Here is a 14,533-nt window from a genome sequence, read left to right on the forward strand (position 1 = left end):
TTGAGGAACGGCAATAAGCCCATGAGGGCTGCAAATGAAAACCCATGAAAAGAAGATAAAAACCCGCACGACATGATCTGAAAAATTGAGGCTCTGATACTTTTTCTTCATAACAGCGAAAGTCACGCGCTTATTGAAACAACTGCATATCCCCCACGGCCCGCCCCTGACTATCCCCCTGTCAACGGCAACAGGCCAAAAAAGCATTCGGGGTGAATTCAGTCATGATCGCGATCATCAACAGGGGGCGTTTTTTCAAGGAGGCAACTCTTCTGGCGTCGAGCGCGCTGCTGGCCATCGGCACGGCAGCGCACGCCGCGCCGGACGCAGAAGCCGCGCCGGGTGATGAAGCGGTCGCTCCCGCTCCGGCAGAAGGTGAAACCACCGCGCCCGAACTGGTGGTAACCGGCCACGCCGACGATGCCATCCAGACCGTCCAGCGCACGCCCGCCTCGATCACCAGCCTCTCGGGCGAGAAGCTGGCCCAGCAGGGCATCTCCACGATCCGCGAACTGGGCAATATCGTGCCCAACCTGTTCCAGCAGCGCACGTCGGTTTCGTACCTCAACGCGGTGTTCTCGATCCGCGGGGTCGGCGAATTCGACCCGCAGGGCGAGCCTTCGGTGCCGATCTATGTCGACGGGGTCTATATTCCCAAAGTGCTCGGCTCGCAGCAGGAACTGCTCGACATCGAGCGCCTCGAAGTGGCGCGCGGGCCGCAGGGGCAGTCGTTCGGCCACAGCGCCGAGGGCGGCACGATTTCGATCACCACGACCGTTCCCGACAAGGAGCGCAAGTTCAAGGCCCAGCTGGCCTATGGCAACTACAACGACGTGCGCGCGGGCATTGCCGCCTCGGGGCCGCTGGGCGGCGATTTCTATGGCGGGGTGGCGCTGTCCTATCACCGCCGCGACGGCTTTGACCGTAACGTGACCGTGGGCAGGGACGTGAACACCGTCAACTATCTGGCCGGGCGGATCAAGCTGCGCTACGCGCCCGGCGACCGGCTCGACGTGATCCTCACGATCTCAGGCGTGCACGACCGTTCGACCGTGCGCGGGGTGCAGGACGCGCTGCGCGGCAACACCAATGCCTACAACCAGGTCTATCCGTGGAACCGCTATGACCAGCTCTCGGCCAGCCTCGCGGTGCGCTATGCGTTCAACGACAGGCTCACGCTCTCGTCGCTGACATCGGCCTACGGGTTCTACCAGCACGCGTTCTATGACAATACCGGGGACTATTACGCGCGCACCAGCCAGCTCGTCACCTACAAGGACCGCGCCTATCAGGAAGACCTGAAGCTTGAAGGCGACAGCGGGATCGCCCACTTCACCGCCGGGCTCTACCTGTTCCGCGAGGAGTGGTACACCAACCGCCGCGCCATCATGGCCGCCAATGCCCCGGTCAATCCGGCGGCCCTGCTCTACCAGCCGGTCTATGCGCAGATCCAGCAGAACACCGACAATATCGCCCCTTACGCGCAGGCCGCCCTCGCGCTGACGCCGCGGGCCACGCTGACCCTGGGCCTGCGCTACAACTGGGAACGCCACAGCCAGGCCAACAGCCTTTCGTGGCTGGTCGACAGCGCCAGCCACACCGCCACCCCGTCCAACATCCTGCAAGTGATCAACAACACCCCCGTCGGCCCGCCGATCTGGTCGACCGGCAATCTCCACGACAGCTGGGACACCTGGGCCCCGCGCATCGCCTTCGACTATCGCTTCTCGTCGAACGTGCGCGGCTATGTCACGCGCTCGGAAGGGACCAAGTCGGGCGGCTACGACTATCGCGCCCAGTCGGCGGCGACCGGGCTGCGCCAGGCCTCCACCCCGTTCAACCCCGAACGCGCGATCAACTATGAAGGCGGCATCAAGACCGAATGGGCGGGCGGGCGCCTGCGCGCCAACCTTTCGGGCTTCTACATCGATTTCCGCAACATTCAGGTGACCGCGCTCGATCCGGTCGCGCAGATCTCCCGCCGCTTCAACGCCGGGCGCGGCAAGAGCCACGGGATCGAGTTCGAGGGCACGGCGATCCCGGTTCAGGGGCTCCAGCTCGATTTCAACGCCAGCTGGCTCAAGGCCCGGCTCGACCGCTACGACGGCACAGTCACCAGCGTCACGTATGCCAATGGCGTGCGGCTCTACAGCAGCCCGCGCGCGGGCAATGCCCTGCCCAACAGCCCCGAATGGCAGGCGCGGTTTGCCGCGACATGGCAGGTGCCGGTCAGGATGCCGGGCCGCTGGTCGCTGGGCGGCGATGTCAACTACCAGAGCAGCAGCTACAGCGCGATCACCAACAACTTCTCCGATCTCGTCCCCGCGCAGACCTATTTCAACGCCGCGCTCAGCTACACCACCGCCAACGAGGCCTGGGCCTTCACGCTCTCGGGCCGGAATCTGGCCAACAAGCGCTATGCGCAAGGGGTCGGCTATGTCGCCGCGAGTGCGACCGGCGAGGCGCTCTATCGCTCGACCAACTACAACGATCCGCGCACGGTGCTCTTCACGGTGACGTGGAAGAAGTAGGCGCAGAAGGGCGGCGGCGGGCCCTCCCCCGCCGCCGCCCCTTGCGCAGCAGGCAAAAACGCGATTGCCCTGCCCCACCGGCACGCCTTAAGGCTGCCCCCATGTACCTCGTCGTCTTCCGCAACCGCAAACGCGCAGGGCTCGATGCGCAGGCCTATCAAACCGATGCCGCGGCGATGGAAACGCTCGCCCGCGCGCAGCCGGGCTTCCTTGCGTTCAAGTCCTACGTGGCCGACGATGGCGAGGTGATCGCCCTGTCCGAATGGGACAGCGAGGAGGCCGCGCTCGGCTGGCGCCGTCAGGCCGACCATGCGCAAGTCCAGGCCCGCGGGCGCGAGGCCTATTACGAGAGCTATTCCCTGTTTGCCGGAACCCCCAGCCGGGTCCACCACTTCAAGAGAACCACCCCATGAGCCTGACCCTCTACGGCATCCCCAACTGCGACACCGTGAAGAAGGCGCGTGTCTGGCTCGACGGGAAAGGCCTCGCCTACACGTTCCACGACTACAAGAAGCAGGGCGCCGATGCCGCGCAAGTGGCCCGCTGGGTGGAGCAGGCGGGGCTCGACAAAGTGCTCAACAAGGCGGGCACCACGTTCCGCAAGCTGGCCGACGCGGATAAGGCCGACCTTGCGGCGGATCTCACGGGCGAAAAGGCCGTCGCGCTGATGGTCGCCCAGCCCTCGCTGATCAAGCGGCCCATCGTCGAATATCCCGGCGGGCTTGTCGTCGGTTTCAAGCCCGCCGAGTGGGAAACGGTCTTCAATCCCGCGTAACGGTCACGATGTAGTTGAGCGCGAGGTCGTCCGACAGGTGAAGCCCCTTGCGCGGGCTCCACGCGATGCCCTTGGGGTTGCCCATTTTCAGGCCCTGCGCGGCCAGCAGGTCGTGCAGTTCGAGCGGGGTGACGAAATCGTCCCAGTGGTGCGTGCCGCGCGGCACCAGCCCCAGACGCTCGGCCCCCTCGACCATCAGCAGGCGCGAGGCCGGGGTGCGGTTGGGGGTGGAAAGCACCATCAGCCCGCCCTCGCCCAGCGTCCCGGCCAATGCGCGCAGGAACGCGGCCTTGTCGGCGACATGCTCGATCACCTCCATCGAGGTGACCAGATCGAAGCCCGAAAGGCCCAGCGCGCCCACTTCGCCATGGCGATAGTCGATCGCCAACCCTGCTCCTTGCGCATGGGCGCGCGCCGCCGCGATGTTTTCCGCCGCCGCATCGACCGCCGTCATCGCCGCGCCCAGACGGCACAACGGCTCGGCCAGAAGGCCCGCGCCGCAGCCCACGTCGAGCGCGCGCTTGCCTGCCAGAGGCTTGATCCCGTTGGGGTCGGTATCGAAATGGGCGTCGATCGCGGCGCGCACGAAGGCGAGGCGCACCGGGTTCAGCTTGTGCAGCATGGCCGACTGCCCCTTGGGGTCCCACCAGTCGGCAGCCAGCTTGCCGAAGTGGGCGGCTTCCTCGGGGCGGATCGTGGGGGTGTTCAAGGTTGTTGCATTGCTCATGCCACCTCCCTAAAGCGCCGCATTCGCATGGTCCATGGGCCATGACTGAAAGATTCTTTCGTACCGCAGGTGAACAGGAGCATAAGCGTTGGCCCGGATCGTGATGAAATTCGGCGGCACCTCGATGGCCGGAACCGAGCGAATCCGCCGTGTCGCCCGGATCGTACAGCGCCAGCAGGCCGCCGGCCATGAAGTGGCGGTGGTGGTCTCGGCGATGGCCGGGGAGACCGACCGTCTCGTCAACTTCTGCCGCGAGGCCAGCGCGCTCTACGACCCGGCGGAATACGACGTGGTCGTCGCCAGCGGCGAGCAGGTGACCTCGGGCCTTCTGGCGATGCACCTTCAGGCGCTGGGCTGCAAGGCGCGCTCGTGGCTGGGCTGGCAATTGCCGGTCCGAACCGACGACGCCTTCTCCAAGGCGCGCATCGAGGGCATCGATTCCGACGCCCTGCTGGCCTCGATGGCCAGCGGCGAAGTGGCCGTGATCCCCGGTTTCCAGGGCGTGACCGCCGACAAGCGGATCACCACGCTGGGCCGTGGCGGATCGGATACCTCGGCCGTGGCCGTGGCCGCCGCGATCGGCGCGGACCGCTGCGACATCTATACCGACGTGGACGGGGTCTATACCACCGATCCGCGCATCGTGGCCAAGGCGCGCAAGCTCAAGGCCGTGACCTACGAGGAAATGCTGGAGCTGGCCTCGGTCGGTTCCAAGGTCCTGCAAACCCGTTCGGTTTCGCTCGCCATGAAGGAAGGCGTGCGGGTGCAGGTGTTGTCATCCTTCATCGACGACGATGCCCCGGCGGCGGACACGATCCCCGGCACGATGATCGTCGCGGACGAGGAACTGGAAGGGTACGAAATGGAACGCCAGCTGATCACCGGCATCGCTGCCGACAAGAACGAAGCCAAGATCACGCTCACGCGGATCGCAGACCGCCCCGGCGCCGTCGCGTCGATCTTCGCGCCGCTGGCCGAAGCGAACATCAACGTCGACATGATCATCCAGAACGTCGCCAAGGACAAGGGCGAGACGGATGTGACCTTCACCTGCCCCCAGGCCGACCTCGCGCGCACGCAGGCGCTGCTCGAAGAGTGCAAGGAGCAGATCGGCTGGTATCGCATGATCGCCGACAGCAAGGTCGCCAAGGTCTCGGTCGTGGGCGTGGGCATGCGCGCCCACGCGGGCGTCGCCAGCACGATGTTCAAGTCGCTGGCCGATCGCGGGATCAACATCCAGGCGATCTCGACCAGCGAGATCAAGGTCTCGGTGCTGATCGATTCGGACGAAGTCGAACTGGCCGTCCGCGTGCTGCACAGCGCCTACGGGCTCGACGCGCAGTAAGCCTTCGGCGCTTCCTCGCGGCTGATTGAAAACGCCCTCCCGGCGATGTCGGGAGGGCTTTTTCGTGCAGGGGCCCCACCAACCCTGTCGGGCAATTCATTTTGCGCAAGGGCCGATTGTCGGTAAGCCCGCAGCATGTCAGCCGACCACCATCACCACCATGACCATCATCATGGCCACGACCATCACCACCATCACGGCCCCGGCCACAGCCATGCCCCGGCCAGTTTCGGCAAGGCCTTCGCGGTGGGGATCGTGCTCAACACGGCCTTTGTCGTCATCGAGGCGGGCTATGGCATCGCCGTCGGGTCGATGGCGCTGGTGGCCGATGCCGGGCACAACCTGTCGGACGTGCTCAGCCTGTTCATCGCCTGGGGCGCCTCGGTGCTGGTCACGCGGCCGCCGCGCGGGCGGTTTACCTATGGCTTCAAGTCCAGCTCGATTCTGGCCGCGCTGGGCAATGCCGCGCTGCTGATGGTGGCGCTGGGGGCCATTCTGGTCGAGAGCCTGCGGCGGCTGTGGCAGCCCGAGGCGGTCGCGCCCGGCCCGGTGATGGTTGTCGCGGGTATCGGCATCGTCATCAACATCTGCACCGCGCTGCTGTTCATGCGCGGGAGCGAGCACGATCTCAACGTGCGCGGCGCCTATCTGCACATGATGGCCGATGCCGGGGTTTCGGCGGGCGTGGTCGTGGCCGGACTGCTGATCGCGGCGACGGGCTGGACGTGGATCGACCCGGTGACGAGCCTGATCATCGTGGCGGTGATCGCGGTCGGCACATGGGGGCTGGCGCGCGATTCGCTCAAGCTGGGGCTTCAGGCGGTGCCGCCGGGGATCGATCTCGACGCGGTGGCGCAGCATCTGGGCGCCTTGCCGGGCGTTGCCAAAGTCCACGACCTGCACGTCTGGCCGATGAGCACGACCGAAACGGCCTTGACCGCGCACCTGATCATGCCGGGCGGCAGCCCCGGCGATGCGTTTCTGGCCACTCTGGCGCAAGGGCTGGAAGAGGCCTTCGACATCGGCCACGCGACCATCCAGATCGAGACCGACGATTGCGGGGGATGCACGCTCGACGTGTGAGGCTTCAGGGTTTTCCGCTGGCGCCTGCCAGAGGCGGGCTTTGCGGGGACGAGGGCGAAGGCGCGGGAGGGCGGCTGTCGAGCATGGCGGCCGCTTCGTCGAGGGCGCGTGCTTCGCCCCGGGTCACGCCGCCGGGGCCAGGGTCGCTGTCTTTCTGGCACGCGGACAGGGCCACGGCAGCGGCGAGCGGAAGGGCGAGGATCGGGAAACGGGGGCGCTTCATCGGTGCGGAACCCGGCGCGGGGCGCATGGCCCCGCGCCGTGGCGCTTACATCTTCTGGCCGCCGTTGCCCTGATCGGCTTCGGCCGCAGCGGCTGCGGCCTTGGCAGCGTCGGCGGCGGCAGCGGCATTGTCAGCCGCGCTGCGGGCGGCGTCTTCCGGGGTCTGGGCGGCAGCGCTGGTGTCGGCAGCCGGGGCATCGACGGGCGCGGGGGCAGCGGCCGAAACGTCGGTGGCGGGAAGCTCGTCAGCGGGCATTTCGACGGTATCGGGGGTGGCTTCCGAAGAGGCGTCTTCAGAGTGGCCGCAAGCCGAGAGGCTGAGGGCGGCGGCGCCCAGGATGGCGACCGGGATGAGCTTCTTCATGAGGGAGGCGTCCTTGTTCCTGCGTGTTTCTGGTTGATGGGGCCCGCGCTTTTCGCCTTTCCGCCGGTCATGGGGGAGCCGGTCGGGGAAGGCGGATGGGGAGGCGGGCCGATCAGGCTCTTTGGGTAATATCGGCGCGTCCGTGTCAAGCCCCAAGTCCGTGTTAGGCCAACGGCAAACTTGAGCCACTAGGAGGCGTTATCCGGCTGGGGGAGATGTGATATAAAGCAATCTTTATATAGATTGACCGATATAAAGATTGCTTTATATCAGCATCCCGATGACCCTTCTCGAATCCTTGCGTGCCCTTGCGGACCCGACGCGCCTGCGGATCATGCGGCTTCTGGCCAGCATGGAGCTGGCCGTGGGTGAACTGGCGCAAGTGCTCGGGCAGAGCCAGCCGCGTGTTTCGCGCCACGTCAAGATCCTGTGCGATGCCGGGCTGGCCGATCGCCGCCGCGAGGGGGGCTGGGTCTTCCTGCGCGCGGCCATTGCCGAGGCGCCCACGCGCCGGGTGAATACGACGGGCCTTGGCACCGCGCTTGCCCGCGTGCTGGCCGCTGCCGAAGCCGAGGACGCGGAATTCGCCGCGCAAGTGCGCGAGGACCGCCAGCATCTCGACGCCATCCGCACCGCCCGCGAGGCCAGCGCGGCGGACTATTTCGCGCGCCATGCCGATCAATGGGACCGCTTGCGCAGCCTCCACATCGCCGAAGGGCCGGTCGAGGCCGCGCTGGTCGACCTGCTCGATCAGGCCAATCCGCAGGGACCGGGCCACCTGCTCGATGTCGGCACCGGCACGGGCCGCATGGCGCAATTGCTGGCCCCGCGTGCCAGCCATGTCAGCGCGCTCGACAAGAGCCCGGAAATGCTGCGCCTTGCCCGCACCCGCTTGCAGGACATGCCCGCAGGCCGGGTCGATCTGGTCCAGGGCGATTTCCTTGCACTGCCGTTTGCGGCGGGCACGTTCGACACCGTGCTGTTCCATCAGGTGCTTCACTATGCCCTCGCGCCCGAAGCCGTGCTGGCCGAGGCCGCACGCGTGACCGCGCCGGGCGGCTGCATCGCGGTGGTCGATTTCGCCAGCCACGAGCGCGAGGACTTGCGCCTTGCCCATGCCCATGCGCGCCTCGGCTTTTCCGACGCGCAGATGGCCAAGCTGCTGGGCGACGCCGGGTTCGAGCCTTTGGCCGAACGCGCGCTCGCCGGACATGAACTGATCGTCAAGCTGTGGACCGCGCGCCGCCGTGCCGAAGGCCCCATTCCGGCCATCGGCAGCGCCGCCATCCAGACCAGCCCCTTACCCGCTTTCACCAAGAGCTGAGACCCATGACCCGCTACGACCAGATGCGCGAGGCCCGCACCGCGCTCGACACCCCGCTTTTCGCCGGCCTTCCCGGCGACATCCGGGTGAGCTTCGAGTTCTTCCCGCCCAAGACCGACGCGCTGATGGCGCAGCTGTGGGACGTGGTCGAGACGCTGGCCCCGCTGCGCCCCGAATTCGTTTCGGTGACCTATGGCGCGGGCGGCTCGACCCGCGACCGCACGCACGACACTGTCGCCCGCATCATCCGCGAGGCACGCCTGCCCGCCGCCGCGCACCTGACCTGCGTGGACGCCACCAAGGACGAGATCCGCGCCGTGGCCGAAGCCTATTGGGAGGCTGGCGTGCGCCACATTGTCGCGCTGCGCGGCGACATGGGCGCGCCGGGCGTGCCCTTCACGCCCCACCCGCAAGGCTATGCCAATGCCGCCGAGCTGGTCGCGGGCCTCAAGGCGATTGCCCCGTTCGACATTTCGGTTGCCGCCTATCCCGAATGCCACCCGGATTCGGCGAGTGTCGAGGCCGACATCGACAACCTCAAGCGCAAGATCGACGCGGGCGCGAGCCGGGCGATCAGCCAGTTCTTCTTCGAGCCGGAAACCTTCTTCCGCTTTCAGGACCGTCTGGCCGCTGCGGGCATCGACGCGCCGGTGCTGCCGGGCATCCTGCCGGTCTCCAACTTTGCCCAGACGCGCAAGTTTGCCGCCGCCTGCGGCGCGGCGCTGCCGCAGTGGCTGGAGAGCCTGTTTTCCGGGCTCGACAAGCACCCGGCCTCGCGCCAACTCGTCGCCGCGACCGTTTCGGCGGAATTCTGCCGCCGCCTCTATGCGGGTGGCGTGCGCGATTTCCACTTCTACACGCTCAACCGCGCCGAGTTGAGCTATGCCATCTGCCACCTGCTGGGCCGCCGCCCGCAGGGTGAAACGCCCCAGGAGAACGCGGCATGAGCGCCCTTGTCCCCAGTGCAGCCCGCGCCGCCTTCCTCGCGCAGGCGGCCAAGCGCATCCTCATCACCGACGGCGCCTTTGGCACCGAGATCCAGAACCGCAAGCTGACCGAAGCCGACTATGCGGGCAATCTGGGCCTCACCCACGACCAGAAGGGCAACAACGACATCCTCGCCCTCACGCGCCCGGACGTGCCCGAGGCGATCCACCGCGCCTATTTCGAGGCCGGGGCCGACATTGCCGAGACCAACACGTTCTCGGCCAACAGGATCAGCCAGGCCGACTATGGCGCCGAGCATCTGGTGCGCGAGATCAACGTCCATTCCGCGCAGCTTGCCCGCCGCGTGGCCGATGAATTCGCCGCGAAGGATGGCCGTCCGCGCTTTGTCGCCGGGGCCATCGGGCCGACCAACAAGACGCTCTCGCTCTCGCCCGACGTCAACGATCCGGGCTATCGCGAGATCGACTGGGACTTCCTCGTCGAAGTCTATCGCGAGCAGGCCGAGGCTCTGGTCGAAGGCGGGGCGGACTTCATCCTCGTCGAGACGGTGTTCGACACGCTCAACTGCAAGGCCGCGATCATGGCCATCAAGAAGCTGGAACAGCAGCTGGGCCGCGAAGTGCCGATCATGCTCTCGATGACGCTGACCGACCTTTCGGGGCGCAATCTCTCAGGGCACACGGTCGAGGCGTTCTGGTATGCGGTGCGCCATGCGCGGCCCGTGACCATCGGGCTCAACTGCTCGTTCGGGGCCACCCAGCTGCGCCCCCACGTCAAGGCGCTCTCGGAAATCGCCGATACCCTGATCATGATCTACCCCAACGCGGGCCTGCCCAACGAACTGGGCCAGTACGACGAGGAACCCGAAACGACGGCGGGGCTGGTCGGCGAATGGGCCGTGGCCGGACAGGTCAACGTGCTGGGCGGCTGCTGTGGATCGACGCCCGCCCATATCGGCGCGATGGCCCGCAAGGTTGCCTCGATGCACCCGCGCCAGATCGCCCGGCCCGAGCCGCTTACCCGCCTTGCCGGCCTCGAACCTTTTGTGATGAGCAAGTGATGACCCAGGACACTCCTTCGGCTGCCACCCCCTCTGCGGCGCCTTCAGCTGCTGGCGCCCGCTTCGTCAATGTCGGCGAGCGTACCAATGTCACCGGCTCGGCCGCGTTCAAGAAGCTGATTCTGGCGGGCGACTATGCCAAGGCGGTCGAAGTCGCGCGCCAGCAGGTCGAGAACGGCGCCCAGATCATCGACGTCAACATGGACGAAGGCCTGCTCGACGCGCTCGAAGCCATGACCACCTTCCTCAAGCTGATCGCCGCCGAGCCCGACATCGCGCGCGTGCCGGTGATGATCGACAGCTCGAAGTGGGACGTGATCGAAGCAGGCCTCAAGTGCGTGTCGGGCAAGCCGATCGTCAACTCGATCTCGATGAAGGAAGGCGAGGAAGCGTTCCTCCATCATGCGCGCCTGTGCATGGCCTATGGCGCGGCCATTGTCGTCATGGCCTTCGACGAGAAGGGCCAGGCCGACACCCGCGAGCGCAAGGTCGAAATCTGCTGCCGCGCCTATGACCTGCTGATGGGCATCGGCTTCCCGCCCGAAGACGTGATCTTCGACCCCAACGTCTTTGCGGTCGCCACCGGCATCGAGGAGCACGACCGCTACGCGCTCGACTTCATCGAGGCCACGCGCGAAATCAAGGCGCGCTGCCCGCATGTCCATATCTCGGGCGGGCTGTCGAACCTCTCGTTCAGCTTCCGTGGCAACGAGACGGTGCGCCGCGCGATGCACTCGGTGTTCCTGTATCACGCCATTCCGGCGGGCATGGACATGGCCATCGTCAACGCCGGCCAGCTCGACATTTATGACCAGATCGACCCGGTCCTGCGCGAGGCCTGCGAAGACGTTCTGCTCATGCGCCACCCGGAAGCGACCGAGCGCCTGATCGCGCTCGCCGAAAGCTTCAAGGGCAAGGACAAGGCCGCCGAAAAGGCTGCCGAGGAATGGCGCGGCTGGGATGTCGTCCGCCGCCTCGAACACGCGCTCGTCAAGGGGCTCGACCAGTACATCGTCGAGGATACCGAAGAAGCCCGCGCGATGATTGCCGAGCGCAAGGGCCGCCCGATCGAGGTGATCGAAGGCCCGCTGATGGAGGGCATGAACACGGTCGGCGACCTGTTCGGCTCGGGCAAGATGTTCCTGCCGCAGGTCGTGAAATCGGCCCGCGTGATGAAGAAGGCCGTGGCCCACCTGATCCCCTTCATCGAGGCGGAAAAGGAAGCCGGGGCCAAGGCCAAGGGCCGGATCATCATGGCCACCGTCAAGGGCGACGTTCACGACATCGGCAAGAACATCGTGGGCGTCGTGCTTCAGTGCAACGGCTATGAAGTGATCGACCTTGGCGTGATGGTGCCCTGGGCGACCATCCTCGAAACCGCGCAGAAGGAAGAAGTCGACATCATCGGCCTTTCGGGCCTGATCACCCCCTCGCTCGACGAGATGGTGACCGTGGCCGAGGAAATGCAGCGGGCGGGCATGACCATCCCCTTGATGATCGGCGGGGCGACCACCAGCAAGGTCCACACCGCGCTGCGCATCGACCCGGCCTATGACGGCCCGGTGATCCATGTTCTGGACGCCAGCCGCGCGGTGGGCGTGGCCAGCCAGCTCCTGTCCGATACCCAGGCGCAAGGCTTCATCCAGAGCGTTGCCGACGAATACCAGCACGTGCGCGAAGCCCGCGCGGGCAAGGGCGGATCGAAGCTACTGAGCCTCGAAGACGCGCGCGCCAATGCCTTCGTTGCCGAAATGGCCCACAAGCCCGCCCCGCCCGAACAGCCGGGCTTGCATGTCTTCGAAGACTGGGACCTGACCGATCTGGCGCAAGTCTTCGACTGGACCCCGTTCTTCCGCGCGTGGGAACTGGCGGGCACCTATCCGGCGATCCTCGACGACGCCATCGTGGGGGAATCGGCGCGCAGCCTCTATGCCGATGCGCGCGCCATGCTCGACACCATCATCAAGGAAAAGTGGCTGACGGCCAAGGGCGTCTGCGGCTTCTGGCCCGCCGCCCGCCATGGCGACGACGTGGTGCTCCACCCCGACGACGACGAGAAGATGGTGCGCCTGCCCTTCCTGCGCCAGCAGTTCGCCAAGAGCCGGGGCCGCGCCAACTTCTGCCTGGCCGATTTCATCGACCCGGCGGGCGACTGGCTGGGCGGCTTTGCCGTGGGCATCCACGGCATCGAACCCCACCTCGCCCGCTTCAAGGCCGCGCACGACGACTATTCGGACATCCTCTTGAAGGCGCTGGCCGACCGTTTCGCCGAAGCCTTCGCCGAGCGGCTGCACCAGTATGTGCGCACGACGCTCTGGGCCTATGCGCCGGGCGAGCAACTGCCCCCCGAGGCGCTGATCCGCGAGGAATTCCACGGCATCCGCCCGGCGCCCGGCTATCCGGCCTGCCCGGACCACAGCCTCAAGCCCATCCTGTTCGACCTGCTCGACGCGCCGGGCAATGCCGGCATCATCCTGACCGAAAGCCAGGCGATGCTGCCGACCTCGGCGGTCTCGGGCTTCTACTTTGCCCACCCGGAAAGCCAGTACTTCGGCGTCGCCACCATCGGCCGCGACCAGCTGACCGACTACGCCGCCCGCCGCGGCGTGGACCTGGCCACCGCCGAACGCTGGCTGCGCCCCAACCTCGACTGACATCCCGCCCCCCGGCCCAGTGCCGGGGGTTCTGCGCCGGGGGGTTCCCCACCCCCCGCAATACAAAAAACCCCCGCCGTTTCCGGCAGGGGTTTTTTGTTGAAATGCAGGACCGGAAAAGCGGCGATCAGGCCGCCTGTTCCTTGCCCTTGTGCACCTGAACCGGTTCCTTGCGGCCATCGACCACGTCCTTGTCGACCACCACTTCGGTCACGCCTTCGAGCGTGGGGAGGTCGAACATGGTGTCGAGCAGCAGGCCTTCGACGATCGAACGCAGGCCACGCGCGCCGGTCTTGCGCTCGATGGCCTTCTTGGCGATCGCTTCGAGGGCTTCCTCGGTGAACGTCAGCGTCACGTCTTCGAGTTCGAAGAGCTTCGAGTACTGCTTGACCAGCGCGTTCTTGGGCTCGCGCAGGATCTTGACCAGCGCGGCGACATCGAGGTCGTTGAGCGTGGCAATGACCGGCAGACGACCGATGAACTCGGGGATCAGGCCGAACTTGAGCAGATCCTCGGGCTCGGCCTTCTGGAGCAGCTCGCCCACGCGGCGCTTGTCGGGATCGGCGACATGGGCGCCAAAGCCGATCGAACGCTTCTGCAAGCGGTCGGCGATGATCTTTTCGAGGCCCGCAAAAGCGCCGCCGCAAATGAACAGGATGTTGGTCGTGTCGACCTGAAGGAATTCCTGCTGCGGATGCTTGCGCCCGCCCTGCGGCGGAACCGAAGCGGTCGTGCCTTCCATCAGCTTGAGCAGCGCCTGCTGCACGCCCTCGCCCGAAACGTCGCGCGTGATCGACGGGTTCTCGGCCTTGCGGCTGATCTTGTCGATTTCGTCGATGTAGACGATGCCGTGCTGGGCCTTCTCGACATTGTAGTCGCTGGCCTGGAGCAGCTTGAGGATGATGTTTTCCACGTCCTCGCCCACGTAACCGGCTTCGGTCAGCGTGGTGGCGTCGGCCATGGTGAAGGGCACGTCGAACGTCTTGGCGAGCGTCTGCGCGAGCAGGGTCTTGCCCGAGCCGGTGGGGCCCACGAGCAGGATGTTCGACTTCGAGAGTTCGACATCGCCGCCCTTGCCGCTGTGCTTGAGGCGCTTGTAGTGGTTATGCACCGCCACCGAGAGCACGCGCTTGGCGCGATCCTGGCCGATCACATAATCGTTGAGCGTCTCGAAGATGTCGCGCGGGGTGGGGATGCCCCCATCCTTCTTGCCGGCGATGCCCTGCTTGGTCTCTTCCCGGATGATGTCGTTGCACAGCTCGACACACTCATCGCAGATGAAGACCGTGGGCCCGGCGATAAGCTTGCGCACCTCATGCTGCGACTTGCCACAGAAGCTGCAATAGAGCGTGCTTTTTGAGTCCGATCCGGAAAGCTTGGTCATTCTTCAATCCCAGGCGCCTCTCCACGAGAGGCGGGCCCGATTATCCTACTACCGCGAAGGTATTAATCAACCGGACACGAAACGAGGTGAACAATCCTGCCAGACGGTCCCTTTCG

13 protein-coding genes are annotated in these 14,533 nt (G+C 66.1%); 9 read left to right on the top strand and 4 right to left on the bottom strand.

Annotation, left to right across the window (positions count from 1 at the left end; genetic code table 11):
* Window positions 1-224: 224 nt before the first annotated feature.
* The 3 genes from SBI20_RS08925 (at window position 225) to SBI20_RS08935 (ending at window position 3,306) form a co-directional block, all read left to right on the top strand.
* The gene (locus SBI20_RS08925; protein ID WP_317974705.1) at window positions 225-2,531 is read left to right on the top strand and encodes a TonB-dependent receptor; all 2,307 of its coding nucleotides are present in this window, start codon (window positions 225-227) and stop codon (window positions 2,529-2,531) included.
* A gap of 101 nt (window positions 2,532-2,632) precedes the next feature.
* Window positions 2,633-2,944, top strand: a complete 312-nt coding sequence (locus tag SBI20_RS08930; RefSeq protein WP_317974706.1) for an antibiotic biosynthesis monooxygenase family protein — start codon at window positions 2,633-2,635, stop codon at window positions 2,942-2,944.
* Complete coding sequence (locus SBI20_RS08935) at window positions 2,941-3,306, top strand: arsenate reductase (protein WP_317974707.1); 366 nt, start codon at window positions 2,941-2,943, stop codon at window positions 3,304-3,306. The genes SBI20_RS08930 and SBI20_RS08935 overlap by 4 nt, the downstream gene beginning before the upstream one ends.
* Here SBI20_RS08935 and ubiG read toward each other — a convergent pair.
* The gene (gene ubiG / locus SBI20_RS08940) at window positions 3,293-4,033 is read right to left on the bottom strand and encodes a bifunctional 2-polyprenyl-6-hydroxyphenol methylase/3-demethylubiquinol 3-O-methyltransferase UbiG (protein WP_317974708.1); all 741 of its coding nucleotides are present in this window, start codon (window positions 4,031-4,033) and stop codon (window positions 3,293-3,295) included. The two genes, SBI20_RS08935 and ubiG, sit on opposite strands and share 14 nt — an antisense overlap.
* 88 nt (window positions 4,034-4,121) lie before the next feature.
* On the opposite strand from ubiG, the gene SBI20_RS08945 reads away from it, so the two are divergent.
* A complete protein-coding gene (locus tag SBI20_RS08945) occupies window positions 4,122-5,378 on the top strand; it encodes an aspartate kinase (protein ID WP_411911510.1) in 1,257 nt (418 codons plus the stop codon).
* Between the two features lie 135 nt (window positions 5,379-5,513).
* Window positions 5,514-6,461 carry a cation diffusion facilitator family transporter gene (locus tag SBI20_RS08950; RefSeq protein ID WP_317974709.1) on the top strand — a complete coding sequence of 316 codons (948 nt, stop codon included), beginning with the start codon at window positions 5,514-5,516 and terminating at the stop codon, window positions 6,459-6,461.
* A 4-nt stretch (window positions 6,462-6,465) separates the two neighbouring features.
* Here SBI20_RS08950 and SBI20_RS08955 read toward each other — a convergent pair whose 3' ends face one another.
* On the bottom strand, window positions 6,466-6,684 hold the full coding sequence (locus SBI20_RS08955) for a hypothetical protein (protein ID WP_317974710.1): 219 nt from the start codon (window positions 6,682-6,684) through the stop codon (window positions 6,466-6,468).
* A 45-nt stretch (window positions 6,685-6,729) separates the two neighbouring features.
* Entirely contained in the window at window positions 6,730-7,047 is a 318-nt protein-coding gene (locus tag SBI20_RS08960) for a hypothetical protein (protein ID WP_317974711.1), read from the bottom strand.
* A 280-nt stretch (window positions 7,048-7,327) separates the two neighbouring features.
* Here SBI20_RS08960 and SBI20_RS08965 point away from each other — a divergent pair, with 280 nt between their 5' ends.
* From SBI20_RS08965 to metH, 4 genes are read left to right on the top strand one after another with little or no spacing between them, the layout of a single operon-like run.
* Window positions 7,328-8,371 carry an ArsR/SmtB family transcription factor gene (locus tag SBI20_RS08965; protein ID WP_317974712.1) on the top strand — a complete coding sequence of 348 codons (1,044 nt, stop codon included), beginning with the start codon at window positions 7,328-7,330 and terminating at the stop codon, window positions 8,369-8,371.
* 5 nt (window positions 8,372-8,376) lie between these two features.
* The gene (gene metF, locus SBI20_RS08970) at window positions 8,377-9,318 is read left to right on the top strand and encodes a methylenetetrahydrofolate reductase [NAD(P)H] (protein WP_317974713.1); all 942 of its coding nucleotides are present in this window, start codon (window positions 8,377-8,379) and stop codon (window positions 9,316-9,318) included.
* Window positions 9,315-10,379, top strand: a complete 1,065-nt coding sequence (locus SBI20_RS08975) for a homocysteine S-methyltransferase family protein (protein ID WP_317974714.1) — start codon at window positions 9,315-9,317, stop codon at window positions 10,377-10,379. Before metF ends, SBI20_RS08975 begins: the two co-directional genes overlap by 4 nt.
* The gene (gene metH / locus SBI20_RS08980; RefSeq protein WP_317974715.1) at window positions 10,379-13,033 is read left to right on the top strand and encodes a methionine synthase; all 2,655 of its coding nucleotides are present in this window, start codon (window positions 10,379-10,381) and stop codon (window positions 13,031-13,033) included. Before SBI20_RS08975 ends, metH begins: the two co-directional genes overlap by 1 nt.
* Window positions 13,034-13,160: 127 nt before the next feature.
* Here metH and clpX read toward each other — a convergent pair whose 3' ends face one another.
* Complete coding sequence (clpX, locus tag SBI20_RS08985; RefSeq protein WP_317974716.1) at window positions 13,161-14,417, bottom strand: ATP-dependent Clp protease ATP-binding subunit ClpX; 1,257 nt, start codon at window positions 14,415-14,417, stop codon at window positions 13,161-13,163.
* Window positions 14,418-14,533: the final 116 nt, after the last annotated feature.

This window comes from Novosphingobium sp. IK01, assembly GCF_033242265.1.
Classification (GTDB): Bacteria; Pseudomonadota; Alphaproteobacteria; order Sphingomonadales; family Sphingomonadaceae; genus Novosphingobium; species Novosphingobium pituita.